The 26,397-nt window shown below is 42.9% G+C and carries 26 protein-coding genes and 1 pseudogene; 7 read left to right on the forward strand and 20 right to left on the reverse strand.

What is annotated here, in order from left to right:
• Positions 1-65: 65 nt before the first annotated feature.
• Positions 66-2,177 carry a (Fe-S)-binding protein gene (locus M2353_RS17715; protein ID WP_024718768.1) on the reverse strand — a complete coding sequence of 704 codons (2,112 nt, stop codon included), beginning with the start codon at positions 2,175-2,177 and terminating at the stop codon, positions 66-68.
• 143 nt (positions 2,178-2,320) lie between these two features.
• On the opposite strand from M2353_RS17715, the gene cls (M2353_RS17720) reads away from it, so the two are divergent.
• From cls (M2353_RS17720) to M2353_RS17730, 3 genes are all read left to right on the forward strand, one after another.
• Positions 2,321-3,517, forward strand: coding sequence for a cardiolipin synthase (cls, locus tag M2353_RS17720; RefSeq protein ID WP_284725812.1), 1,197 nt, complete (start codon positions 2,321-2,323; stop codon positions 3,515-3,517).
• A gap of 12 nt (positions 3,518-3,529) precedes the next feature.
• Complete coding sequence (gene uvsE, locus M2353_RS17725) at positions 3,530-4,492, forward strand: UV DNA damage repair endonuclease UvsE (RefSeq protein WP_284725813.1); 963 nt, start codon at positions 3,530-3,532, stop codon at positions 4,490-4,492.
• A gap of 73 nt (positions 4,493-4,565) precedes the next feature.
• Entirely contained in the window at positions 4,566-4,820 is a 255-nt protein-coding gene (locus M2353_RS17730; RefSeq protein WP_138826620.1) for a general stress protein, read from the forward strand.
• Between the two features lie 153 nt (positions 4,821-4,973).
• Here the strand turns inward: M2353_RS17730 and M2353_RS17735 are convergent, their stop codons facing one another.
• The 4 genes from M2353_RS17735 to cls (M2353_RS17750) all read right to left on the reverse strand — a co-directional run bounded on the left by M2353_RS17735 (position 4,974) and on the right by cls (M2353_RS17750) (position 9,735).
• Positions 4,974-5,972 carry a S66 family peptidase gene (locus tag M2353_RS17735; RefSeq protein ID WP_284725814.1) on the reverse strand — a complete coding sequence of 333 codons (999 nt, stop codon included), beginning with the start codon at positions 5,970-5,972 and terminating at the stop codon, positions 4,974-4,976.
• Between the two features lie 71 nt (positions 5,973-6,043).
• The gene (locus M2353_RS17740) at positions 6,044-6,286 is read right to left on the reverse strand and encodes a hypothetical protein (protein WP_061420503.1); all 243 of its coding nucleotides are present in this window, start codon (positions 6,284-6,286) and stop codon (positions 6,044-6,046) included.
• A 125-nt stretch (positions 6,287-6,411) separates the two neighbouring features.
• Positions 6,412-8,127: an ABC transporter ATP-binding protein gene (locus M2353_RS17745; RefSeq protein ID WP_017368229.1), complete on the reverse strand. Its 1,716-nt coding sequence runs from the start codon at positions 8,125-8,127 to the stop codon at positions 6,412-6,414.
• A gap of 105 nt (positions 8,128-8,232) precedes the next feature.
• Positions 8,233-9,735 carry a cardiolipin synthase gene (gene cls, locus M2353_RS17750; RefSeq protein WP_025208143.1) on the reverse strand — a complete coding sequence of 501 codons (1,503 nt, stop codon included), beginning with the start codon at positions 9,733-9,735 and terminating at the stop codon, positions 8,233-8,235.
• A 151-nt stretch (positions 9,736-9,886) separates the two neighbouring features.
• On the opposite strand from cls (M2353_RS17750), the pseudogene M2353_RS17755 reads away from it, so the two are divergent.
• Positions 9,887-10,854, forward strand: a pseudogene (locus tag M2353_RS17755) (S66 family peptidase).
• A gap of 526 nt (positions 10,855-11,380) precedes the next feature.
• On the opposite strand, the gene argS reads toward M2353_RS17755, so the two are convergent.
• The 5 genes from argS to speE form a co-directional block, all read right to left on the reverse strand.
• Positions 11,381-13,054, reverse strand: coding sequence for an arginine--tRNA ligase (gene argS / locus M2353_RS17760; RefSeq protein WP_008343507.1), 1,674 nt, complete (start codon positions 13,052-13,054; stop codon positions 11,381-11,383).
• Positions 13,051-13,473 carry a YwiB family protein gene (locus M2353_RS17765; protein WP_284725815.1) on the reverse strand — a complete coding sequence of 141 codons (423 nt, stop codon included), beginning with the start codon at positions 13,471-13,473 and terminating at the stop codon, positions 13,051-13,053. Before M2353_RS17765 ends, argS begins: the two co-directional genes overlap by 4 nt.
• Positions 13,474-13,597: 124 nt before the next feature.
• On the reverse strand, positions 13,598-13,945 hold the full coding sequence (locus M2353_RS17770; protein WP_284725816.1) for a hypothetical protein: 348 nt from the start codon (positions 13,943-13,945) through the stop codon (positions 13,598-13,600).
• A gap of 76 nt (positions 13,946-14,021) precedes the next feature.
• Positions 14,022-14,894: an agmatinase gene (gene speB / locus M2353_RS17775; protein ID WP_017360073.1), complete on the reverse strand. Its 873-nt coding sequence runs from the start codon at positions 14,892-14,894 to the stop codon at positions 14,022-14,024.
• Positions 14,895-14,963: 69 nt separating this feature from the next.
• Entirely contained in the window at positions 14,964-15,794 is an 831-nt protein-coding gene (gene speE / locus M2353_RS17780; RefSeq protein ID WP_017360074.1) for a spermidine synthase, read from the reverse strand.
• Positions 15,795-16,019: 225 nt separating this feature from the next.
• Here speE and M2353_RS17785 point away from each other — a divergent pair, with 225 nt between their 5' ends.
• Positions 16,020-18,089 (forward strand): transglycosylase domain-containing protein, encoded by a 2,070-nt coding sequence (locus M2353_RS17785; RefSeq protein WP_284725817.1) that lies wholly within the window; start codon positions 16,020-16,022, stop codon positions 18,087-18,089.
• 125 nt (positions 18,090-18,214) lie between these two features.
• Here M2353_RS17785 and M2353_RS17790 read toward each other — a convergent pair whose 3' ends face one another.
• Both M2353_RS17790 and M2353_RS17795 read right to left on the reverse strand, forming a co-directional pair.
• The gene (locus M2353_RS17790; protein WP_007497712.1) at positions 18,215-18,733 is read right to left on the reverse strand and encodes a YwhD family protein; all 519 of its coding nucleotides are present in this window, start codon (positions 18,731-18,733) and stop codon (positions 18,215-18,217) included.
• 12 nt (positions 18,734-18,745) lie between these two features.
• Positions 18,746-19,402, reverse strand: coding sequence for a site-2 protease family protein (locus M2353_RS17795; RefSeq protein WP_284726015.1), 657 nt, complete (start codon positions 19,400-19,402; stop codon positions 18,746-18,748).
• 112 nt (positions 19,403-19,514) lie between these two features.
• On the opposite strand from M2353_RS17795, the gene M2353_RS17800 reads away from it, so the two are divergent.
• Positions 19,515-19,700 (forward strand): 2-hydroxymuconate tautomerase, encoded by a 186-nt coding sequence (locus M2353_RS17800; protein ID WP_003214939.1) that lies wholly within the window; start codon positions 19,515-19,517, stop codon positions 19,698-19,700.
• A gap of 52 nt (positions 19,701-19,752) precedes the next feature.
• Here the strand turns inward: M2353_RS17800 and M2353_RS17805 are convergent, their stop codons facing one another.
• The 4 genes from M2353_RS17805 to M2353_RS17820 form a co-directional block, all read right to left on the reverse strand.
• Positions 19,753-20,565: a zinc-dependent metalloprotease gene (locus tag M2353_RS17805; RefSeq protein WP_100324670.1), complete on the reverse strand. Its 813-nt coding sequence runs from the start codon at positions 20,563-20,565 to the stop codon at positions 19,753-19,755.
• Between the two features lie 223 nt (positions 20,566-20,788).
• A complete protein-coding gene (locus M2353_RS17810; RefSeq protein ID WP_024719448.1) occupies positions 20,789-21,289 on the reverse strand; it encodes a YwgA family protein in 501 nt (166 codons plus the stop codon).
• 30 nt (positions 21,290-21,319) lie between these two features.
• Complete coding sequence (locus M2353_RS17815; protein WP_007497716.1) at positions 21,320-22,621, reverse strand: HD domain-containing protein; 1,302 nt, start codon at positions 22,619-22,621, stop codon at positions 21,320-21,322.
• Between the two features lie 170 nt (positions 22,622-22,791).
• Positions 22,792-23,013: a YuzB family protein gene (locus M2353_RS17820; protein ID WP_003215259.1), complete on the reverse strand. Its 222-nt coding sequence runs from the start codon at positions 23,011-23,013 to the stop codon at positions 22,792-22,794.
• Positions 23,014-23,255: 242 nt separating this feature from the next.
• On the opposite strand from M2353_RS17820, the gene M2353_RS17825 reads away from it, so the two are divergent.
• Positions 23,256-24,056: an RsfA family transcriptional regulator gene (locus tag M2353_RS17825; RefSeq protein WP_284725818.1), complete on the forward strand. Its 801-nt coding sequence runs from the start codon at positions 23,256-23,258 to the stop codon at positions 24,054-24,056.
• A 35-nt stretch (positions 24,057-24,091) separates the two neighbouring features.
• On the opposite strand, the gene M2353_RS17830 is transcribed toward M2353_RS17825, so the two are convergent.
• From M2353_RS17830 to M2353_RS17845, 4 genes are all read right to left on the reverse strand, one after another.
• Positions 24,092-24,325 (reverse strand): DUF5970 family protein, encoded by a 234-nt coding sequence (locus tag M2353_RS17830; RefSeq protein WP_284725819.1) that lies wholly within the window; start codon positions 24,323-24,325, stop codon positions 24,092-24,094.
• Positions 24,326-24,366: 41 nt separating this feature from the next.
• Entirely contained in the window at positions 24,367-24,852 is a 486-nt protein-coding gene (locus tag M2353_RS17835) for a tetratricopeptide repeat protein (RefSeq protein WP_017368242.1), read from the reverse strand.
• Positions 24,853-24,887: 35 nt separating this feature from the next.
• Positions 24,888-25,733, reverse strand: coding sequence for an octanoyl-[GcvH]:protein N-octanoyltransferase (gene lipL, locus M2353_RS17840; protein WP_284725820.1), 846 nt, complete (start codon positions 25,731-25,733; stop codon positions 24,888-24,890).
• Between the two features lie 236 nt (positions 25,734-25,969).
• Entirely contained in the window at positions 25,970-26,365 is a 396-nt protein-coding gene (locus M2353_RS17845; protein ID WP_284725821.1) for an SMI1/KNR4 family protein, read from the reverse strand.
• Positions 26,366-26,397: the final 32 nt, after the last annotated feature.

Here is a 26,397-nt window from a genome sequence, read left to right on the forward strand (position 1 = left end):
TAGACAGTTCATAAAATATCGGTGTCCACTGGCCGATGAACAGTCGATCCATCGGCCTGACACCTTTATGAAGCCTGCGTTCTCGTTTCGCCAAACACTGATTTTTCAAGAAGTTCTGCGACATCAAATGTGCCGACCTGCTCTTCTACTTCCTTCGCTTTCGTCCCATCCCCAAGCATGGTTAAACAATATGGGCACCCTGAGCTGATGATGGACGGCTGTACCTGTAAGGCCTGCTCCGTCCTCGCTGTGTTAATTCGAGTACCTGTCTCTTCTTCCATCCACATTAAGCCACCGCCGGCACCACAGCACATCCCCGATTCACGATTCCGTTCCATTTCTTTCAGTGTCACACCAGGAATGGCTTTTAAAATATCTCTTGGCGGATCATAGACCTCGTTATATCTGCCTAGATAGCAAGAATCGTGGAAAGTAATGACTTCGTTCACTTCATGAATTGGCGTTAATTTCCCCTCTTTTACTAGCTCTGCCAGCAATTCTGTATGATGATACACCTCTGCCTCAAGTCCAAAGTCTGGGTATTCATTTTTAAATAAATTGTAAGCATGCGGATCGATCGTGACGATTTTGGTTACGTCATTTTTTTGAAATTCTTCGATGTTTTTTGCAGCAAGTTCTTGGAACAAAAATTCATTCCCAAGTCTTCTCGGTGTATCACCTGAGTTTTTCTCTTTATTGCCTAGGATGGCAAAAGAAACCCCTGCTTCATTGAGCAGTTTTGCAAAGGCAAGAGCAATCTTTTGGCTTCTATTGTCATATGCACCCATCGATCCAACCCAGAATAAATAGTCGAAGGTCTGATCTGCTTTTTTCAGTTCTTTCACTGTCGGTACGTGCACATCTTCTCTTAGATCACGCCAGTTTTCTCTTTCTTTTCGATTCAATCCCCATGGGTTCCCTTGTCGCTCGATGCTTGTCATCGCACGCTGTGCATCTGCATCCATTTTTCCTTCTGTCAGCACTAAGTATCTGCGCATATCAATGATTTTGTCGACGTGTTCGTTCATGACAGGACACTGATCTTCACAGTTTCGGCATGTCGTGCATGCCCAGATTTCTTCTTCTGTAATGACCTCACCAATGAGAGAAGGATGATACATTGCGCTCGCCGCAGATTCTTCCGCTCCAGCTCCCCTTGCCTGTAATGCCAGTTGATTTCCTGTCGTCTGTTTGAAAGCAAGCTGCGGAACCCACGGTGTCTTTGAAGTAATGGCAGCCCCTTTATTTGTTAAATGATCTCTTAATCGTAAAATCAAATCCATTGGAGACAGCATTTTCCCCGTCCCTGTCGCCGGACACATATTCGTACAGCGCCCGCACTCCACACAAGCGTAAAGATCGATCAGCTGAGATTGACGGAAATCTTCAATTTTCCCAACGCCGAACGTTTCTTGTGTCTCATCTTCAAAATCAATTTTTTGCAGTTTGCCTGGCGGGTCCAATCTGCTGACAAATACGTTGACCGGGCCAGCGATAAGATGGGCGTGCTTAGACTGCGGGACGTACACTAAGAACGTCAGTAAAATAAGAAGATGCACCCACCATGCGACATAGAACACAATTGTTGCCGCAAGTGGTGACAGCCAACCCAGCAAGAAAGCAATGCCGGAAGCAATGGGCTCAGTTGCTGATAGTGAGTGCCCATGCCAAATGATGTTCATTCCGTTTCCCAGTAATACGGTCAGCATCAATCCGCCAATAAACAAAAGGACAAGCCCTGACTTAAAGCCCCTTTTTAAACGGACTAACTTCTCGACATATCTTCTATGGAACGCCCAAACCACCGCCACTAAAATGAGAAGTGTGACTACCTCTTGGAAGAACGTAAAGACACCGTAAAGCGGACCTAATGGTAGCCCGCTGTCTGGAACAAGTCCCTTCATAATAAAATCAAGGGCTCCGAACTGCACTAAAATAAATCCATAGAAAAACAGCACATGAATGATGCCGCTCTTCTTGTCCTTCAGCAGTTTCTTTTGACCAAACACATTCACCCAAACACGTTCTAAGCGTTTTTTCATGTCTTTCTGAAATTCTTCTTTTTTGCCAAGACGAATATACGCGGCTCGTGTTCGAATGAGATAAATAAACAAATACACAGCGTAAGCGGTCACTGCCGCAAATGCAATCAAGTTAACAATTAAAAGGCTATTCATCTTGCTCCCCCTTTCATTCCCCAAGACCCACTTTGTTCCGTTTCCATGTTGTACCTCTATCATAAATAATGAATGAGTATTCAGTCAATATTTTTTGCCCATTTGGGTACACTATCGTCATATGTAAAAAAGGAGGAACCTTCATGATCGCATGGATCATTCTACTCGTCGTCTTCGTCATTGTTCTACTCGTCAGGCTAGATCTTTATATAGGGAGAAAATATTTTTCTACCCATGCTTTTGAACGGTCTTTTGACCAAACAAGCGGCAATGCAGTTTTTTATCATGATGGCGAACCACTGTTTGATCAGCTGCTTACGGATATACAGCAAGCCTCTTCTTCTATTCATATGATGTTCTTTATTGTAAAGAACGACAAGATTGGGCAAAGGATTCTGCAAGCACTTAAAGCGAAAGCAGAGCAAGGTGTTTCGGTTTTTTTGCTCACTGATCGGTTAGGCTCCTATCCATTTGATCAAACATCCATTCAGATGCTCGAAAAAAGCGGCATTCAATTTTACTTTTTAAACAAACCACGTTTTCCTTTTTTCATTTATCGCTTGAACATGAGAAATCACCGGAAGATCACGGTGATCGATGGGAAGATCGGCTACATTGGCGGGTTTAATATCGGCGATGAATATGTAGGGAAAAACGGCAGGTTTGGCATTTGGAAAGACTATCACCTGCGCATGACAGGACAGGTTGTCGCAGACCTCCAGCATGTGTTTCTGAATGATTTGTACCGGTCATCTGGTATTCACCAGCTGCAATACGAGGTTTTTCCTACACTGGAACCGGGGACATTACAGTGCACTACACGTGCGACGGCAGGTTTTTCTTTAGAAGCCTTATTTCTTCACGATATTCAACAGGCGAAAAAGCAAATCACCATCTGCACACCCTATTTTATTCCATCCGCTCCTCTTCTAAGCGCCCTTCTTGACGCACGGAAGCGAGGCGTGACTGTCGACATTATCATCCCAATGAAGGCAGATCACCCGCTTGTGAAAGAAGCTGGATTTCATTATTTGAAGGATCTGATTGCTGCTGGATGTCTTGTGTATCGTTTTTATAAAGGGTTTTATCATGCGAAAGCCATTCTCATCGATCATAGCCGTTGTATGATCAGTACGGCGAACTTTGATAAACGAAGTTTGTTTTTCAACGAAGAAGTGGATGTGGCCATTGATGATCCCGCCTTCACCGCACATGTAGAGGAAAAGATTCGTGAACACATGGAAGTGTCAGAACTGATGACTGAAGAAAAATACAAACAACGCCCACTTCTCACGCGACCAATTGAGTGGATAGGCGCCCTGTTCTCGTATTTTTTATAAAGGAGTTGACCTATGCGTTATCGATTTGGTTATGTATCCAACGCCGTCACTTTATGGGAAGCTTCACCTGCCAAGTCGCTGACCTTTGCAAGATACAGTAAGCTCTCAAAGGTAGAGAGGACAGAGGCTCTATTGCGAACGACGAAAGCCAACCTCGTCAATACATTAAGAACGCTTTATTTTGCGATTGCCCATGATATTCCGCTTTACCGTTTTTCAAGCTCGATTGTCCCGCTCGCCACCCATCCTGAGGTGCGGTGGGACTTTGTGACACCCTTTCACAAAGAATTTCTAGAGATTGGTCAACTCGTAAAGCGGCACGGATTACGAGTGAGCTTTCACCCCAATCAATTTACTTTGTTCACAAGTCCAAAACCTTCCATTACAGAAAACGCCGTCATTGATATGACCTATCATTATGAAATGCTTGAGGCCATGGAGCTTGAAAAGGAAGGCTATATGAACATTCATGTCGGAGGTGCATATGGCGACAAGGCATCTGCTTTACAGCGTTTTGATGAAAATATAAAGCAGCTTCCTGCACATATCAAGGCGAGAATGACGCTTGAAAATGATGACAAAACCTATACGTCATTAGAAACGCTTGATGTTTGTGAAAAGCATGGCATCCCGTTTGTATTTGATTACCACCATCACATTGCAAACAAAGATGATGATGCGGCACTTGATGACATTCTGCCAAGAGTGTTTGACACGTGGGCAAACACTGGCATACCGCCTAAAATCCACTTATCCTCACCAAAATCAGAAAAGGCGATACGAAGCCATGCGGATGGAGTGGAGATGTCCTTTGTATTGCCACTTTTTCAAGCTTTAAAGCCGTATGGTCGTGATGTGGATTTTATGATTGAGGCAAAGAAAAAGGATCAGGCTTTGCTCCGTCTTGTTGAGGAGCTGTCAGCGATCAGAGGCAATCGGCGGACGGGCGGAGGCACCATTGAGTGGAAATCGTAGAGAAAGGTTTACCTCTATCACAACGGGGGTAACAAAGCTATTGTGAGAAAGTATTTAACAGGAGGATATGAAGATGTCACAAATCTATTCAATCCGAATTGCTGCGAAAGCATTGAATTTACATAAGCTTATTTCTCTATACGAAAAGTGCCAACACGCTCAGCATCGTTTATATGTATATTCTAAAAAAACAATGTGCAACATTAAGAACATCGTAGAGCTAGAAACCTTTAGGCTCACTCATTTAGACTCAGACTATTTAATCGTGGTAGAAGGAAAAGAGGCACAAGACCTTCTTCAGCCGTTTGAAAAAGAACATGCTTCGTAAAGGCAGTCTTAAGGCTGCTCTAGATTGTTGATAAAGGGCTAAAATAAAATTTATTTTAGCCCTTTATCTTCTTTTCAGTGTGATAGAAAACCTTTGACGTCTAGGAAGGACGAGGAGCGGAGCGAATTGCGCATTCGTGAGCACCTCTTTTTCTTATATCCATGCTTCTGTCAGCCAAACCTCACCTGACGATGCATTCATTTTTACCTGTGTACCGATTGGCATCGTGAGCATCGGGTGCGTATGAGCACAGTCAAATTCGGCGATGAGCGACCTCTTTGTATCTCCCAGTACTTCAAGTAAAAGATCGTGCGGCCTTTTGCCCGTTCCTTCATCATCAAACAGCTCATGTTTCCCTAAGAGGATACCAGATACCCGTTCAAACACACCATTTATCTTTAACAGAGAGAAGTTCTTTTCGACGGTGGAGGCGGTTTTCATACAATCTTCAATGAGAAGGATATCGCCTTTTTGGATTTGAGGCATGAATTCACTTCCCCATATGCCATACATGGCATTTAGGTTCCCGCCGATCAGTCTGCCTTCTGCCTGCCCTTCAATGACGCACATCCAATCGTTTGGACGTTTTTCTTTTTCTCGTATTTTCTCTTCCCAGTTGATCCGTTCGTCCGTCCAGAAGGGCGGCTTTTTCACCTGATATGGGATGGGCTGCGGATGAATGAGAATGTCCTCGAAAGATTGATATGTATCATTGACAAATGGTTCAAACTCTCCAAAAGACGGCACAAGTGCAGGTCCGTAAAAAACAGGAAGACCCGTTTTTTCATAAGCCGCTAAAAGAATCGCCGTCGCATCTGAATAACCAATCATGATTTTCGGATGCTTCTTCAGCAGCTCAAAATCAAGATAAGGCAGCAAACTATTCGAGTTCGTCCCTCCAATCATCGACATGATACAGGTCAAATCTTCTCTCGCCATCAGCTCATTTAGCTCAGCTGCTCGTTCTTGAATCGTTCCCGAACGATAGTGATCCTCTTTCCCTGTTAATGATCCTGGTACCACAATGAATCCTTTTTGTTCAAGCCATTCCTTCGCCCGCTCATACCTAAGAGGCGAGGTGGCAGATGCCGGACTTGAGGGAGAATAAATACCAATTTTATCGCCCTTCTGTAAATGCCGAAGCCCCTTCATTCCATCAGATCCTTCCTACACGAGTTTTTACTATCCTAGCAAAAAAAGCCCTTTTTCAAAAGGGCTCAGATTTAATATAAGAGCTTAAACAGCCCAAACAATATGACAGCAAAACTGATGGCCAGCATCGCAAATATCTTTTTTCTGCTCAGAGAACTACCTATGACGTTCACTCCAGTATTGATGCCAAACAAAATCATTCCCACATAAAAAAAGACTGGATTGAGTCCAGCGGGAATGATTAAGATAAATAAGCCAACGAGCGTCACGTAGTGAATACTTTTGATCATGACTGTTTTTGCCGTTTCACTCAAGCCATCCTCTCCTTTTGAATCCAATTGCCTTATACTATATCAACATTCCATTTAAATAGAAAAGAAGATTTTATCCTATCAAAAAGAGCCCAGCTTAATAGCTGGACTCACTCAATCACTTCTCTTCAATGACCAAACTGCGCTTCATGCAGTCTGCTGTATACACCGCCCATTTGAATTAAATCTTGGTGACGGCCTTGTTCTTCAATGCCTTCCTCTGTCACGACGATAATTCGGTCTGCATGTTTAATTGTCGCAAGGCGGTGAGCAATGACGAGTGTCGTCCGGCCGACTGCCAGTTCGCTTAGTGCGTCTTGGATTGCTTTTTCTGTTTCTGTATCAAGTGCTGACGTCGCTTCATCCAAAATAAGAATAGACGGGTTTTTCAAAAACATCCGTGCAATTGACAGGCGTTGCTTTTGACCGCCGGATAGCTTAACGCCGCGTTCTCCAATGACCGTATTCAACCCTTCTGGGAAACGCTGAACGAGCTCCTCTAAATGGGCACGTCGCACCGCCTCCCAAATGTCTGCATCACTCGCTTCTAGGTTGCCGTACGCAATATTCTCACGAATGGTGCCTGAGAATAAAAAGACATCCTGCTGCACAATGCCAATCTGCTGTCTTAAAGAGGACAAGGTCATCGATTTTGTGCTCACACCATCAATGGTGATGTCTCCTTCGTCCACATCATAAAAACGAGGCAGCAGACTGCAAATGGTCGATTTCCCCGCTCCTGATGGCCCGACAAACGCAACAGTTTCCCCTTGTTTGATCTTTAAGTTGATATCCTTCAATACATGACTGTGCTCATCGTAGCCAAATGTCACGTTTCGATACTCAATTTCACCTTTCAAGCCGTAAAGATCACGTGCTCCTTCTGTATCCTTCACATCTGGCTCTGTTTCAAGCAAATCGACATAGCTTTTAAAACCGGCAATGCCTTTTGGATACATTTCAATCACCGTGTTGATCTTATCAATTGGTCTGAATAACACATTTGTGATCAAAACAAAGGCGATAAATCCGCCTGCCGTTAATTGACCTTGAAGGACAAACCATGTACCTGCCAGAAGGACAAACAGCGTCACAAGTCTTGTGAGAATATAGCTGATTGATCCGTTAACTGACATAATTTTATAGGAAAGAAGTTTCGCTTTTCGAAAGCGGTTGTTATTTTCAGCAAAACGCTTTTTCTCAAAATGTTCATTTGCAAAGGCTTGAACAAGACGAATACCACCAATATTATTTTCAACCCTTGCATGAAAATCTCCAATGTCATTGTTGAGTTGTGTAATCGCCTGTGTCATTTTTTTATTAAAATGAAGGGCTAACCAGATGATGACTGGCATAATCAAGAAGGTTAAAATGGCAAGCTGCCAGTTAATCATGAGCATGACGGCAAAGGCGCCAAGAATGGTCATAATCGCAATAAACAAATCCTCAGGTCCGTGATGCGCCACCTCACCAATGTACATGAGGTCATTTGTCATCCGTGACATGAGTTTGCCTGTTTTGTTGTTATCGAAAAATTTGAAGGACAGACGCTGAAAATGATCAAATAGCTTTTTTCTCATATCGGTCTCAATGTTAATGCCAAGCATGTGTCCCCAATACGACACGATAAATTGCATCACTGAGCTGAGTGCGTAAATGACAAACAGCGCAAGTGCGGTCCAGGCAATGACCGTCCAGTTCCCTGTTGGTAATAATGTATCAATGAAGTAGTTCACGATGAGCGGGAAACCTAGTTCCATGAGCCCAACGGCAACAGCGCAAAAGAAATCTAAAAAGAACAGACCGCGATAGGGCCTGTAATAGGCAAAAAAGCGTTTTAGCATATGTAAAAGAACCTCACTTCCCCTATAATTGATAATCATTTTCAATTATAGAGGAATCATTATCGAAATACTAGATCAGGAAATGATTTATTTCCCTCGAAACCCTCACAATACACCTGAAAACAATCGCGCAAACGATTCCTTTAAACGTTCCTTTAAGCCCCTTTTATAAAAATGAACTGGCCCCATTTGCTCACATTCTTTCATATCTTCCTCATAATGAGCCATCAATTGCTCGATCGGTTTCTTTGCCGCTGTAAAGACATTGACCTCAAAATTGAGTTGGAAGCTTCTCATATCAACATTGGCCGTTCCGACAGAGGCAAGTTCTCCATCTGCAATCATGACCTTTTGATGCATGAACCCTTTTTGATAGTGATACACCTTGATGCCCTCTTTCAAAAGCTCAGAAAAATAAGATCGTGTGGCGTATTGCGTGAGAAATCCATCATTAATCTCAGGCACCATCACACGCACATCCACCCCTCTTGTCGCCGCAATTTTTAACGCTGTGCGAATGGATTCATTTGGGACAAAATAAGGCGTCGCAATCCAGACAAATTGCTGTGCATTCGAAATGAGTGCGTCATATAAATCACTCATACTTTCCTTCATATCAGGTCCAGTCGGCACGACCTGAATGACATCTTCTCCTGTCACAGGATGCGGGGTGTGATACTTCGGATCATCAATTAACACTTCATCTGATACATACTCCCAGTCCAGCATAAATATGGAGTGAAGTGTCTGAACGGCTTCACCCTTTAACATCGTATGCGTGTCACGCCAAAAGCCGATGTTTTCATCGCGTCCTACATATTCCTTCCCGACATTGAGCCCGCCAACAAATCCTGTTTCTCCATCAATAATCACGATTTTCCGGTGATTTCGGAAATTGAATTTTTGATTAAAGAATCCGTATTTTAATGGTAGAAAAGGAGCGACCTTTATCCCTGCCTGCTTCAATCGTTTAATATCTTTTCGTGAGAAGCGAATGCTGCCAGCCGCATCATAGATGAATCGAACCTCTACTCCTTCTTTCACTTTTTCAATCAGGATCTCCATCATCCGGTGACCGAGGAAATCAGATTTGAACATGTAATATTCTATATGGATGAACGTTTTTGCCTTTTTTAATTCTTCAAAAATACGAGGAAAGGTTTCCTCTCCATTCTTTAAAATCTCCATATCACTATTTGTATTTACATGCATCCCTGTTGCTTTTTCTGTGTAATGAAAAAAAGCACGCTGATTATCGGTTAAACGCGTCTCATCCGGTTTACTCTCAAGCTCTGATATTCTGCGTAATTTTTCTCGGTTATACATTCTCTTTGATTTAAACAAATGTCCTTTGACATAAAGCTGTCCTGAGAACAAATAAAACATATAGCCGATGATCGGGAAAAAGATCAGTACATACATCCATAACAGCGTGTGCTGTGATGTCCGGTTCTCTAGCATGAGCGAAATAATACTAAATAAAATGATGGCGATGTAACTAGCTGCGTATAGCTGAAAACCCCACGCCGGCACTGGCCACCAAAACACCACATATGCCCCAAATATCATGAAATATAAAAATAGAAATTCCAGTCTCCTCTTTTTCACATTCTCCGCCCTCATTCTGTCTTTTTCTTTTCCATACCCTTTGCACAGCTCGTCTGAAACGCACGGTCTGCTGCTTTCTTTTAGCTTTTACAGACTGGAGCGTTTTGATCCGATATAATGGAAAATATGTGAAGGAAAGGATGAATGACTTATGCGTACACCATCTGCTTTAAAAAAGGGAAGCCACATTCGGGTAATTGCTCCAAGTCGAAGTGCCAGCATTTTATCAAAAGAAGGAATGGCTCAGGCGAAAAAACGTTTAGAGGCATTAGGGTTCACTGTTTCTTTTGGACAACACGTGTTTGAATGTGATCTGCATTCCTCTTCTTCTATTGAACACCGTTTATCTGATCTACATGAGGCATTCTCAAATGATGAAGTCGACGGCATTTTGACAGCAATCGGCGGCTTTAACTGCAATGAGCTTTTGCCTTATATAGATTATAATTTGATTCGTCAGCACCCAAAGGTTCTTTGCGGCTACAGTGATATTACCGCACTTGCAAACGCCATTACCGCCAAATGTGACATGGTGACGTACTCAGGTCCTCATTTCTCCAGTTTCCAAATGGAACAAGGACAAGAGGAGCAGACAGCCATGTTTCAAGCGTGCGTGATGAGCAGCGAGCCATTTGATGTCACCCCTTCTACAAAGTGGAGTGATGATGCGTGGTATCTTGATCAAGTAAATAGGCAGTTTCATCCGACAACATGGGGGATTTATCAGGAAGGAACAGCTGAAGGCACCTTGTATGGCGGAAATCTTTGTACACTGAACTTACTGCAAGGGACACCCTTTATGCCTCGCATCAAGGATGCCATCTTATTTGTAGAAGATGATGACTTGGTCTTTCCTGAAATGTTCGCCAGAGACCTTGCCTCGCTCTTGCAGCATGCCGAATCCATTAAAGGGTTAATCATCGGACGTTTTCAAAAGAAATCCAAGATGACAGAGGAACATTTAGGTTCATCCTAGATAAGCACCCAATGCTTCAACACATTCCAGTGATTTACGATGTCGATATCGGACATACACAGCCGGTCTTCACCTTGCCGATTGGCGGGAGTGCCGAACTATCCTGCTACGGCGGACAAATCCAATGGCGTGTTCATGCATAAATAAAACCTAAAAAGCACCCACATATGAGGGTGCTTTTTCTATGCCTTTATTTCTTTTTAAAATTTTTTTAGAAAAAGTGATCCAACCCTTCATCCCCTTCGTTAAGTAGATGTAAAAAGAAAAGAGAGGAGGCAAAAACATGTTCTCTGATGTACTTAGCCAATTATTCGATTCTATCTCTAACATTATTAATAGACTTGGATAATCCCATTAACGCACACATACTACATGCTTTCTGAAGGGAGGATGCGCTCATGTTCTCTGATGTACTTAGCCAATTATTTGATTCTATTTCTAACATTATTAACACACTTGGGTAATTCCTATGACACGCACATACTACATGCTTTCTGAAAGGAGGATACGCTCATGTTCTCTGATGTACTTAGTCAATTATTCGATTCTATTTCTAACATTATTAATACGCTTGGTTAATTTTCAAAACCCGTTATCTCTCGAGAATAGCGGGTTTTTTATATAAAGAAGCCCCGCTCATAAAATAGAGCGGGGCTTTCCTTCATTCCACTACATCTTCTCTGGCGCAGATACGCCGATAAGTTTTAATGCATTCGCAAGCGTGATTTGTGTTGCTTTCATCAGCGATAGACGTGCTGTTGTTTTTGTTTCATTTTCAACATCAATGACCTTCTCGGCGTTGTAGAAGCTGTGAAGGGCTGATGCTAGATCATAGATATAGTTTGTGACGCGGTGCGGAATACGTTTTTCTGCTGCTTCTGCTACAACCTCTGGGAAGCTGCCGATGATTTTCAGAAGATCGTATTCTTTATCCGACTGAATGTGAGAGAAATCTGCTTTTTCAAGGTTTGGCTCGTAGCCTTTTTCTTCCCCTTGACGGAGCATGCTGCAAATTCTCGCATGTGCATATTGTGCATAGTACACAGGGTTTTCGTTAGACGTAGAAATCGCTAAGTCTAGGTCAAAATCCATATGTGTCGCCGCACTTCTCATCGCAAAGAAATAACGAGTGGCGTCTAAGCCTACTTCTTCAATCAAGTCACGCATTGTGACGGCTTTACCTGTACGTTTACTCATCTTCATCTTTTCACCGTTTTTGTAAAGGTGAACGAGCTGAATGATTTCGACTTCCAGTTTGTCCGCTGGATATCCGAGTGCTTGGATTGCCGCTTTCATTCGAGGAATGTAGCCGTGATGGTCCGCTCCCCAAATGTTGATGAGCTGGTCAAAACCTCTGTCTAATTTGTCTTTATGATATGCGATATCTGGAAGCAAGTACGTGAAGCTGCCATCTTTTTTAATCAGGACACGGTCCTTGTCATCACCAAAATCAGTTGAACGTAACCATGTTGCGCCGTCTTCTTCAAAGACATAGCCTTTAGCGCGAAGTGTTTCTAGCGCTGGTTCGATTTTTCCGTTTTCATATAAAGACGTTTCAGAATACCACACATCAAATGGGACACGGAAATTCTCTAGGTCGACACGTAGTTTTTCTAGTTCATATTTTAAACCGTACTCACGGAAAAATTTCATACGCTCTTCTTCTGATTCATGCACGAAACGGTCACCAAATTCATCCGCAAGTTTCTGCCCGATGCCTTTGATGTCTTCTCCTCTGTAACCGTCCTCTGGCATTTCTTTTTCAAGACCGAGCGCCTCAAAGTAGCGTACTTCTACAGATAGAGCAAGGTTATTGATCTGATTGCCTGCATCGTTGATATAGTATTCACGGCTCACGTCGAAGCCTGCTTTATCAAGGATGTTGCAAAGAGAATCTCCTACAGCTGCGCCGCGGGCATGTCCAAGGTGAAGGTCACCTGTTGGATTGGCTGAGACGAATTCGACTTGCACTTTTTGACCGCCGCCTGTATTTGTTTCTCCATATGCCTCTTTTGCTTCAAGGACTGCCGGAATCAGTTTTGTTAAGTATTGATTGTTCATATAAAAGTTGATGAATCCTGGACCTGCGATGTCCAGTTTTTCAATTGACGCTTTGCCTTTGTCAAATGCATTCACAATGTCCTCGGCGATTTGACGAGGTGCTTTTTTCGCAATGCGTGCAAGCTGCATCGCCATATTGGTGGAATAATCACCGTGAGTTTTGTCTTTTGGCACTTCCAAAAGAACATCCGGCACCTGGCTTTCATCAGCAAGTCCTGCTTTGACGACTGCCGCAATGATTTCTTCTTTTAACGCATCTTTGACCTGTTCTGCGATATTCATGAACGTAAATCCTCCTTATATGAAATCGATAATGTATGTAAATGCTTTTGATCTTCACCTGTCAGCATATCGTACGTAATGTGTAGAAGCCCATTGTCTACATCAAGATCAATACCATGTGTGTGCACATCGAGTTGAAGTGTGCCAAATGGCATCGTGTAATGTGTCACGGTCGTTTCTCCAGTGAGAAAGCGCTGCTTCATTTGAATCGCACCTGATCTCATGACAAAAATTTCTTTTTTACTTATTTTGACAACAGTTTTTACTTGACCCATTTCATGTTCTTCATGGTAAGTGAGATACGTTTTGTCATTCTTCTCTTGATACGTTCCAGTTGTTCGGAATTCGATCGTTTCAGCCGGTTCCGTCTCTGGTTTCATCACTGACTTTACATGAATTGAAATTCGGTTTTGTGTCATTTTGCACTTCCTTTGCTAAGACCCGTTTAACTAAAATAGTATACCATAATCCCGATTGCCTATCATCCCATCATTTCTCATCTTCGTGTGGATGATACCCCCTTTTTGATCTTCACATGTCTCTTTAGAAAAAAAGAAAAATGAAGCTCACGCCTATCACGAGTCCAGTCTTGAGCCCTGCGCTTTTTCGATTAATGAGATAAAACAGTGCTTGGATACCTAAACTTGCCAAAAATGCCTGAAAGAAATCAAATGGGAGAAGATGCCCTTGCTTATAAACAAACTGCATCAACAGCGCTATGCCAGTAAGATAGAAAAAGCCTCGATCCTGAAACAGATGAACCATCTCATCCTTTGTCTCTTTTTTCGAGGTGAACGTGGGCGGACTCGCTGCAAGCTCTCTTTTCAGCGTAAGAAAGCCTGCCGCTAACACACATAAAGCGAGTAATACCATCAATACAGAAGAAAACACGACCTGCCTCCTTTATCATGTCACCAATGTAAAAAAAGAGCTTGTCCATATGAGATGACAAGCTCCTCTATCAATGTTATTTCACAAAACCAAGCAGCATTTCACGCAAAAGTTTGCTTGCTGTATTCGCCGTTTGATCGGAATGATCATATACAGGCGCTACCTCTACAAGGTCTGCACCGACGACATGCACATCAGAACCAGCAATGGCATGAATGGATGCCAGCAGTTCTTTTGACGTAATACCGCCAGCATCTACCGTCCCTGTACCAGGTGCATGAGCTGGGTCGAGTACATCGATGTCAATTGTCACATAAACTGGGCGGCCTTTCAGCTTTGGCAATACTTGCTTCAATGGCTCCAGCACTTCAAATTTAGAAATGTGCATGCCTGCTTCTTTTGCCCATTCAAATTCTTCTTTCATCCCTGAACGGATGCCGAAAGAGTATACATTTTCAGGTCCAATAAGTCCTGCAACTTTACGAATCGGTGTCGAATGTGAAAGCGGCTCACCCTCATATTCCTCACGAAGATCGGTATGTGCGTCCATATGGATGATTGCCAAATCAGGGTATTTCTTATACATCGCACGGAAAACCGGCCAAGACACAAGATGCTCGCCGCCCATTCCTAATGGAAACTTCCCTTTTTCTAAAATGCTGTCGACATACTCTTCAATTAAATCTAAGCTTTTCTGTGCATTGCCAAATGGAAGCGGGATGTCGCCAGCATCAAAGAATGGCACCTCGTGCAGTTCACGATCTAAATAAGGGCTGTATTCCTCTAATCCAATGGATACTTCACGAATACGGTTCGGGCCAAAACGAGAACCTGGACGGTAACTGACGGTCCAATCCATCGGCATCCCGTATAAAATGACTTTCGCATCTTCCCATGTCGGATGACTTCCAATAAACACTTTTCCTGAGTAAGCCTCGTCGAATCTCATACAAGATTCCTCCTTTTACGCTTCAAAAAATGCGCAAACGGTCATTTGCGCATTTCCACTTCGCTTGATTTATTTGATTAAGTCGCTCACAAATTTCGGCAGAACGAATGCCGCTTTGTGCAATTCTTTTGTGTAATATTTCGTATCGATATCAAAGAAGCGGCTGTCTTCTACAGCAAGTGGATCATACTTCTTAGAACCGATAGTAAATGTCCAAAGACCGCTTGGATATGTTGGGATATTCGCTGTATATAACTTGGTAATCGGGAAAATTTCTTTTACATCACGCTGTACATTTGTAATTAACTCAGGTGTGAACCAAGGGTTGTCCGTTTGTGCAACGAAAATACCGTCTTCTTTGAGTGCTTTTGAGATTCCTGCATAGAAACCTTTAGAGAACAGGTTTACAGCTGGTCCAACTGGCTCAGTTGAGTCAACCATGATCACGTCATATTCGTTGTCGGCTTCCGCAATGTGCATAAAGCCGTCTCCGACTTTCACCTCTACACGAGGATCGTCTAGTTTCCCAGCAATTGAAGGAAGGAACTTCTTCGAGTATTCAATGACCTTGCCATCAATATCAACAAGTGTCGCTTTTTTCACACTTGGATGCTTCAGGATTTCACGAATAACACCACCGTCTCCTCCGCCTACAACAAGAACATTTTCCGGGTTTGGATGAGTGAAAAGAGGAACATGTGCCACCATTTCGTGGTATACAAACTCATCTTTCTCTGATGTCATCACCATACCGTCTAAAAACAGCATATTACCAAACTCTTCTGTTTCCACCATTTCTAAATGCTGAAAATCTGTTTGTTCTGTGTGAAGGGTTTTGTTCACCTTCAATGTAATGCCAAAATTCTTCGTTTGCTTCTCTGTATACCAAAGTTCGCTCATCGTTCATCTTCCTCTCATCCAATAATAAACAAACATCTATTGTTAGCGCCTTTTATCGGCTATGACTATATCGATTGTCCAAGAAAAAAGTATAGTGGATTCATATCAAATTGTAAAGAACCGCATGAGATAACTTCATTTTTAAAGCACACCCTTGCAGCCGCCTGTTTAAAACGGTTTTCTTTGTCCCATACTGATAAAAAACCGTCAAAATGGGGGCTTTGCATGGACACAATCATGAGTAATAAAAAAATCCGCATGACCGTGAAAACGATTCGGGCCTGTTTTTTTATCGGCTTGCTCGCTTTTCTATTTGCAGGCACAGTCTTTTTGTCGATTCTTTTACTAGCTAAGTGGCAAGGCGCACCCTCTGTTCAAGTTCCCCAATCCACGACCATTTATGCAGCCGATGGGTCTAAACTTGGCGAATCGAGCTTTGGAGAAAAGAGATACTGGGTTCCGTTAAAGGACATGTCCCCTCATATACAGCAGGCAGTGGTCGCGGTTGAGGATAAAACCTTTTATCAGCATCACGGCTTTGATGTGAAACGAATGGCAGGTGCTGCGGTGGCAGATATTCGTGCAATGGCAAAAGTACAAGGCGCCAGCACGATCACCCAGCAATACGCACGAAATTTATATTTAGATCATGATAAAACATGGAAGCGGAAGTGGAATGAAGCCTTTTACACCATCCGCTTAGAACAAAACTATACAAAAGATGAGATATTGGAAGGATACTTGAACACCATTTATTATGGCCACGGCGCATACGGTGTGGAAGCGGCATCCCGCCTTTACTTTGGGAAAAAAGCGAAGAACTTAACTTTAGCTGAGTCTGCCTTGCTTGCCGGTATTCCAAAGGGTCCTTCTCTCTATTCCCCTTATGTGAATGAGGAGAAAGCCAGCGCAAGAAAGAATATGATTCTGAGGCAAATGCAAGAGGATGGCATGATTACGAAAAAAGCAGCTGCTGATGCCAGCAAGGAAAAGCTGTCCTATCGCCCGCTCAAACAAAAGCAGCTGCAAGCAAAGCAGGCCCCGTATTTTTATGATGATGTGATTCGCGAACTGAAACAAACGCTGGGCTTAACCGAGGAACAAATTGAAACGTATGGTCTTCATATCGAAACGACCTTACAACCTGAATTACAAAAAATCGCTGAAAAGACTTTAACCAACATCATGGATTCTGAATCAGGTATCCAAATTGGCTTAACCGCCATTCATCCCCAGACAGGTCATGTACTCGCCCTCATAGGCGGAAGAGATTACGAGAAAAGCCCATTCAATCGGGTCACACAAGCAAAAAGACAGCCGGGTTCAACAATGAAACCACTTCTCTATTACATGGCTTTGCAAAATGGGTTTACACCAGCAACCGTGATGCGCAGTGAAGAAACTGTTTTTGAACTCGATGAGCAAGGAAGCGGCGCCGCTTATTCACCAAGCAATTATCACGGCTATTACGCCAATGACGGCATTACGATGCTTCAGGCTTTGGCTCTATCTGATAACATTTATGCGGTCAAAACCCATCTATTTTTAGGAATGGAACAGCTTGTACGTGCAGGCAAGACGTTCGGGATTCACGAAAAACTAGATCAAGTGCCTTCACTTGCGCTAGGTACTTCACCTGTCAAACCAATCGAAATGACCAATGCTTACGCGATGCTTGTCAATGGAGGAAAACGCGTCAAGCCAACCTTTATTACGAAAGTAACGGACGCAAAGGGCAACGTGCTCTTTGAGGAGAAACAAAAACGAGAGCAAGTACTAGATGAAAAAGCAGCATTTGTCACCACTGACATGATGTCAGGGATGTTCAATCATCAATTAAATGGCTATACAAGTGTCACAGGTCGTACCATTTCAAAAGATCTTACCAGAACGTATGGAGGGAAATCGGGGACGACAGGCGCTGACAGCTGGATGATCGGCTTCTCTCCCCAGCTCGTCACAGGTGTGTGGACTGGCTATGATAAAGGACGCACCATTGACTCGGTCAAAGAAACCGCCTATGCGAAAAAGATATGGGCTTCCTTTATGGAATCAGCCCTCTCAAACCAGCCAGCCTCCTCCTTCATGCCGCCAGACGGTGTAAAAGGCGTATATATCAATCCAAAAACCGGTGATCTCGCAGGCCCAGGATGCGAATCAAAGGTATTCACGTATTTTATAGAAGGAACGGAGCCGACCAGTGTCTGCTATGGTGCCGAGAACAAAGCATCTGAACAAGACACGACTCAGGATCAACAGCCTAAGAAATGGTGGGAAAAGTGGCTGAAACGTTAAAAATGGACATGAAAAACCCCGAGATCTGCATCTCGGGATTCTCCATGTCCTAGCTTTAACACCAGTTTACTGAAAAAACGCTTGGAATTGGTATCCATTCATCATTCTTCACAAAAATTTCACAATTACTCAGGAACAGCCAATCCTTCTTTTAATTCATCTGTAGATGCTTCCCATAACGCTTCATTGTGACTCTTCAAGAAATCAGCGAGCACCTTTTTCGAACCATCATCCATATGACTGACAACGATTTTACGCTTCATGGATTTATCCATTAAATTCACATGCTCAGGAAGCGACTTATATCCTCTGCGGATCGAGCGGTCAACTGTCATTTCACAAGCTGTGACTCCTGCATAATATGGCCCTTCTTCTCTGCGGTCAATCGTCACCCATACGAGCCAATACGGTTTTCCGTTAGGCACCTCTTCTTTGGTTTTTAAAAATTTAATTCCTTTTTCGACGGCACTTCTTGCATGCATCGCACCAATATCAATGACGGCTTCCTTTTCCTCCACATCAATGATCACCGGCGAGATATTATCAAGGCTGAGGGCACCTGCACCAAAACCTCCATGTCCATCCGTTGCATCTGTTTTTTTAATGATATTAAAACCAATTGGTTTCTTCTTTTTACCTTCCATTCATTAGACCTCCTAAAGCAGCGGCTTCAAAATAAGATTAAACCAGTATATGATTTGATCCCGCATTCCGATCAATGGAACAAAAACAAACTGACCTAGCGGTGTGATGACGAAGATGAGGAAAATGATGATCCCATACTGTTCAAATTGCGTCATCTTTGCACGGATGCCGGGACTGACAACATCCTCAATAATACGATATCCGTCCAGCGGCGGAATCGGTAATAAGTTAAATAGGAACAAAATCACGTTCAAGTTAATAAAGATTTGGAAGAAATAATCGACCCCCGGCTCAAAGCGTATGAGCGACTCCCCGCCAAATTTCTGAAGAAGGACGTACACAAAAAAGCCTAGAAACGCCAACACCAAGTTACTTAATGGGCCTGCAATCGAGACGCAGATTCCTGCTAAGCGCGGGTTTTTGAAATGGTACCGATTCACAGGTACAGGCCTCGCCCAGCCAAACCCAGCCACAAAGATCAAGATCGTCCCGAAAATATCAAGGTGCTTCAATGGATTGAGCGTCAGTCTCCCTTGATTTTTAGCTGTCGGATCTCCAAAACGATACGCAACATATGCATGCGCCAGCTCGTGTATCGTAAAAGCCACAACAAGCGTAATGGCGACATATGGAATCAGTTCTAATGGATAAACAAGAAATTGGTCCAAAGGCATGAATCCCTCTTTCTTTCTATACAATGATTTACTTCATTCAGTATACTATAAGAAGTCCCTTAAACTAAAGGGAAGCGTAGCATGAAAGGAAAAGGAGGTTTTCGCCATGCCAATTGTCACCGTTCAAATGCTTGAAGGAAGAACAGATGAGCAGAAAAGAGCTCTTGTGGAGAAAGTCACAGATGCCGTTGTTGAAACAACAGGCGCAGGTGCAGAGAAAGTCTCTGTCATTATTGAAGAGATGAAAAAAGAACATTATGCTGTAGCAGGAAAGCGAATGAGCGACCTGTAAGCATATAAAAAGGACAAACACTTTTTCGGTGTTTGTCCTTTTTTCTCTTACCTTATCTGTACCAAGCTTTATTACGGTTCACTTGATTTTTATGAGCCGCATCGAAGTAATCGACAGTGTAAGAATAATCATAATTCATTAAGCAGACAATTCCGCTGCCTTGAGGGTCATGCGGCAAACCAAAGTTATGGCCGTATTCATGTGTAGCCGCTTTTGCTGTATTCGCTGTTCCTTGGTCAAGGTTAACGGCGAATGCACTTCCGCTCGGTGCACTATTATATACGTAAGCGATTCCGCCAGCATCAAAGTTTGGATTTGCTGTAAATCCTGTGACAAAATCGTATCCTCTGCCATCAAAGCTGCGCTGAAGGTTAGACAAAATTTGTGATGCATTTGATCCTGAAGACGTCCAAGACCCTACGGCTTGTACGACAAAGTCCACATCATGATCACGGTTAAATGTCACATCCGCTTGCTCAATGATGCTGACAATGCGCGTCTGCCAATCACTATATTTCGCACGATACTGCGCATCAGCTACTGCATAGACGGTCACTTTCTGACTGCCTGTACTAGCTTTTGTTGAAATCGAATCTCCTGTATTTGCTTTAAAGGTTCTAGACCCTACCTGTTTACCAGACTCATCTAAAATCTTTGTTGTCACATCTCTTTCAATAGGAGGTGCCTTCGTCAAATCTTTAAAATCGTTTGCCTTTGGCAACCCTTCACTAATATGTGTTTCAAACGGCGCATGACCATGATCATGCCCATGACCTGCACTTGCAACTGGTGCTGAAGCTGAACTTACCCCCGGTAACAAACTACCTACCAATAAAAATGACAAAAAGACTGAACGCTTTTTCATTCCTATCCCTCCTTTGTTTTTCACAAGGTTATATATTCACTGAAAATTCACCATTTTCCTTCTATTCAGTCAAAAACAGGGAATTGGATATACAGGAAGAAAGTCGAAACATGTCATTTTCACTAATTTTTCGGATATTTTGACACACATTTTATTCAAAAATAGCGCTTTCGGTCCGGGTCTTACAAAACAAAAAAAGCCCAAAAATTGGGCTTTTGCAAAGTTAGTTCAATTCCTTCAACTGATCAATATACGCAAGAGCCGCCTCAAATTCTTCGTCCGTATAGCGCTGCTTGCTTTTAATGGTGAAGACCTTTTCCTTTACCTCATCTTTTGGCAGATCGTCAAAGTATAAAATCGTTGAGACAAGCTCTAGAAAACGAGACGATTGCTCATTCATCTGCTGCGTCAGCACTTTGAGGTCAGGCATGTCCACTTCACACTGATCGAGAAACTCTTTCCCATTGTCCGTCAGCGAATAGCGATATTGAAAGTATCCGCCCTTTTTTTCCTTCATTTCGTCCAAGAATCCAAGGTTGCACAGCTCTTCAATTCTGAGCGTCAACTCCTCTGAATAAGGGCCATAAAAATGAAAATCGTATTTCTCGTAAAAAGGCAAATCTAGCTTTTTTGCTATGTAAATCATTTTTTGCAGCTTCTTCCGTCCAACGATTTCCCCAGATTCAGAGAACACCTTCATCAACTTTGCATGCTCTTTCAACAAATTCCCGACATCTCCTTTTTCAGTACTTCCTTATCCCAATCCAAGCAGCTTCATGATCGCCTTCTTTTCTTCAGCTTTTTCCGACATATCTACAATTAAGTCCATCGGGAAATAAAGTTTATGATCGGTTCTTCGTTTACCGGAAATGGCGTCAACAATATCTGACTGTCTCGACAGTTCTTTAATATGACCACTTTGCGTCAAGAGATGGATCGGCAGCCGTTCTTCTTCTTCGCCCGGTCTATAGAAGTCATAAGGCAAATCAGAGGAAGAGTCGACCACTAAATAATAGTCAGGATCAATTCCTGCTTCTTTGAACAAAGCCGTCAGCTTGAAATATTTCGTCATTTCTTCATTTGGATTAAACTCTGTATATTGGAATAAACGGCGGTTCATAAAACGGCGGCACAAATCAGCCAGCACGTGATCTTCTTCATCTTCCCACGCCTGAAAATAAAATAAGACAATGGATTCATCCAGCTTAATATAGTCCTCTGTGGTGACATTTCCTTCAAAAATCGAATAAAAATGCACAGGGGCATGTGTGAAAATATATCCCGTTTCATGCAGCTCTTTTGCACGATGGAGAATTTTCGTTAAAATGACTTCCGCACTGCGTGTCACTGGATGGAAATAGACTTGCCAGTACATTTGATAGCGGCTCATAATATAATCCTCTACAGCATGCATCCCGCTCTGTTTCATCACAATCTGATCTTCTCTTGGACGCATTACGCGTAAAATACGTTCCATATCAAAGTGACCATAGCTGACGCCTGTATAGTAAGCATCCCGCTGCAAGTAATCCATTCGGTCGGCATCAATTTGACTTGAAATCAAACTGACCACCTGTTTGTTTTGATACGTTTTGGCAATGACTTCTGCTACATGCTTTGGAAAATCGTCACTAACCCGGCGCAGCACTTCATTTACTTCCGTCTGCCCTAAAATGATATCTCTTGTAAACGATTCATGATCTAAATGAAAGACCTTTTCAAAGGAATGAGAAAACGGACCATGTCCAAGGTCATGAAGCAGGGCGGCACTCAGTACAAGCTCACGCTCCCCTTCATCCCATTCGGGTCTTCCTTTAAACACATCATCCACAATTCGTCTGACAATCTCGTATACACCGAGTGAATGATTAAATCGGCTGTGTTCTGCCCCATGAAACGTTAAATAAGTGGTGCCTAGCTGTTTAATTCGTCTAAGGCGCTGGAACTCTCTCGTTCCGATTAAATCCCATATCAATGCATCCCGTACGTGAACATAGCGGTGCACAGGATCTTTAAATACCTTTTCTTCGGATAATTTCCCTTTTGGATACGCCATCGTTTCGTCCCTCTTTTTTTAAGACGTGTTTCTATTATATCGGGTAACTTTTCCCGAAAACATCCTTGAATTTGCTGGCGAATGTGTTCTCATAGATTGAACGGACGTAAAAAGCCCGACCTGACAGGGACGGACCTCTTTTTAGGTCGACTGAACACATTCAGTGACATTTATTTGACTTTTTTTTGAACCTTTTCGAGTAACTCATCTTCTGTTGGTGCGGATAATGGGCGATTGTTCACAAACGCAAAAGCCTTTTTTCGTCCTGGACCGCAATACGATTGACAGCCAATCTCAATTTTTGCATCAGGGTCAACCGATTTAAGTCGAGGCAATAACGTTTTTAGGTTCGTCGCATCACAATCGTCACATACGCGAAACTCATTAGCCATGTTCTTACGCTTCCTTTCAATGATGAAACTTCATTCTATATGAAACAGTTGGACAACTAAGAGTGAATAATATACCACCCAACATTGTACATCGAAGCGACTGGAGTTGCAAGAAGCTTTGTCAGCACAGAGACGTATTCACATAAAAGCTAGTATTTTCCACTATCCTTTTAGCAAACTTGTATAAACCTTCTTCAACTTGGCTAATCTAATACCATCAAATCTTATGGGGGTTTAAACACATGTCAAAACAAAGACAAGATGCTTGGTCAGAGGAAAATGATCTCCTTCTGGCAGAAACCGTCTTACGTCACGTCAGAGAGGGCAGTACACAGCTGAACGCATTTGAAGAAGTGGGAGACAAGCTAAACCGTACCTCAGCGGCATGCGGATTTAGATGGAATGCTGTCGTGAGGCATCAATATGAAAAAGCATTGGCACTTGCCAAAAAACAGCGTAAACAACGCATGCGTGCACTCGGCAATGGGCAGCCTGCGAAAAAACGTTTGCTCTATCAGCCGCAAGTTGAAGAAACGATCACACAGGAAGAGTTCTCTCAAGAACTGGAACCTGCGCAAGAAGAAACGTTTGCACCTGTAGCCGAAACAGCCGAACAGCTTCAATTTGTGGATCAAAGCTACAATGAAGAGTTAGCTAGTTTATCACATTTATTGTCACAGGCTTCTCAAGTGACAGAGAAAAAGCCAGAAACCAATCCATTTGGGCAGCGCCAAGAGCTAACCATTGAAGATATCATTGATTTCTTACGCCGCTATGAAGGCGATGGACAGCAATCTTCTGCCTTACGGATGGAAAACAGCCGGTTAAAACAAGAAAACAATGAACTTTCACATAAAGTGTCGCAGCTAGAAGCTGAAGTGAAAAAACTTGAAAAGGATCAGCTCACGATTCAAGAAGATTATGAAACACTCGTCAAAATCATGAACCGTGCAAGAAAACTAGTTTTGTTTGAAGAGGACGACAGTGCCGCACCAACCTTTAAAATGGATCGTAACGGCAACCTTGAAAAAATGGCTGAATAACCAAAAAGTGCTCCCCACCTGCGGGAAGCACTTTTTTAAATATCCAAAAATAGCATCACACTAAAAAGGACATTGATCAAGAAGACGAACATAAAAATATACCTGACTTGCCTCACCTGAAAATCACCAAAGATAAAAATATAAAGCCCTGCGATACCAAGCATCAGTACAGGCTGAAGAAACGGCACGAAAAGCGAAATGCCGTAGCCGGCTCCTATGATGACAGGAAGCCATAGTAAATAGAGGTAACCGCCGTTTTTAGATTTCACCGTAATCCTCCTTTTCTATTTGGCTGACCAAACAAACCAAATCATTTCCACAATCTATCTAACTGATTTGAATAAAAATCAATGGCCTTTCGATAACTCAAAATAGCAGGATCATTTGTCGTCTCAGTTAAACAGTTCAGTAATATTTCCATGGCTTTGCTATGTTCATTTAAATTATACAAAGTCATGGCATAAAACGTTTGAATGGCTTTATTATGCGGATAAGCTTCCATCGCATGGAGGAATATTTGTTTTGACTTTTCATATTCCCCTAAGGTTCTGTATGTACTTCCTAATCCTAAGAAAGCATCTTCTCTTTCTTCTGAAGACAAACCTAGTTCAAGGGCCCTCTCATAAAAAAAGACAGCTTGTTTTTCCTTCCCTAACACATCATAACTCCAAGCACATTGATAGTGAATGGAGGCATGATCTGGATACTCTTCTACAAGACGGATGAGCATGTCATTGGATTCTTGAAGATGTCCACTTTCTCGAAGTTCAATAGCTTTCAGAAGTTTCGTTTCCATTACATCACCCCTATTTTTAAGATGGGACGATATGTTTACGAGAACACTTTCTCATTTCGCTCAATCATCCGTGTCATGTTCTTCTCAAACTCCAGTTGTTCCTCGGTCGTCAACCCTGAAGCAGTCAGTTGCTCGCTCAGCTTTTGAAGTTCTTCTAGTAAAAGACGCATGAGAAGCGCACAATCAATGGGTTCTCCAGTTAATTCTGATAGGGATGCCATCGTATCAGGCTGTATATCAGGGAATACCGCTTTCACCTCATGCCTTCTATCCTTTAAGGCCGCCTCATAAAAACGGCGAATCAAATCAGCACGTTCCCGACCGCTTCCATCTGCACACAAATAGATTTGCACAGCGACCCCTCCGCGTAATCTACGCTGAGAAATGCCGGCAAATTTCTTTCCATTAATGCTCAAATCGTAGCTACCTGGACAGTAAGAGCCGACAATTTCATAGGCTTCAATGTCCACCTCATACATCGACAGCATCCGGCGGATCAATTCCACCATCGCATCATATCCACGGTCAATATCAATGCCCTTCTTTTGTTCCGCAAAGATTAAAGACACATTTAGTACGCCTTCATCCAGCACAACAGCAAGACCGCCTGAATTGCGCACAATGACGCGATATCCCTCTTCCTCAAGAAGCTTTACACCCTCTTGGAGAAATGGAAGTCTTGTATCCTGAATCCCAAGAACGATCGTATTGTGGTGCACCCAAGAACGCGCTGTCGCTGATGAGAGTCCTTTCCCGACCGACGCACAAAGCGTATCATCCATCGCAAAAGATTGCTTTGGATCCACATAGAGACCCAGGCTCGATTGATCTATGATTCGCCATGTCGGCTGTGTCAATAACTCAATAGGTTCATTTTTCATGTCCTGCATATCCTCTCGTTCATAAACTGTGTTTATTATAACATGGAGGGAGAATGAGAGAGAAAAAAGCTCTATGACAAGGAACGTCACAGAGCTTTTCAACTGGATGCTTTGGTTTTCTTGTTCTTCCTTTTCGAGATGAAATAAACAGCTGCAATCAAAACGACAGGAACCCCAACCACGAGGCCCGCAGCGATCAATGTGTTCCACGGCAAATCGATCATCTCCTTAATAGACTAAACTTCTATGAAACAGCCGTGACTTACCCAGCTTAACAAGTCTTCAGCCACCAATTCCGCATGCTGAGGGTCCATCACACCAGCATCGACAATCCACACTTTTTTCTCCTCTTCTGCCTGCCGCATAAGAAATACTCGCCCGCCGCCATCGTCACCAATGGCTACATAGCCGCTGGCATAATGATGGACTTCCCATGTTGCATTGCGTTCCACTATGTCCTCAGTTCCATATAGTAGAACGTCGCCTTCGACGGAACATCCATTTGTCTGTTTCAGCAAGGTCTTATAAGCATGGGGCAGCAGCATGTTTAGCTGGGATTCTACCTCTTTGATGTTTATATCAGTTTCTGGTTTGTTGATGATTAAACCTGGAATTTGGGTTACATCGATCATGTGAATCCTCCTCGATGAGTGCTATGTTTATA

This window comes from Bacillus aerius (assembly GCF_029894105.1).
In the GTDB taxonomy this organism is placed as follows: Bacteria; Bacillota; Bacilli; order Bacillales; family Bacillaceae; genus Bacillus; species Bacillus altitudinis.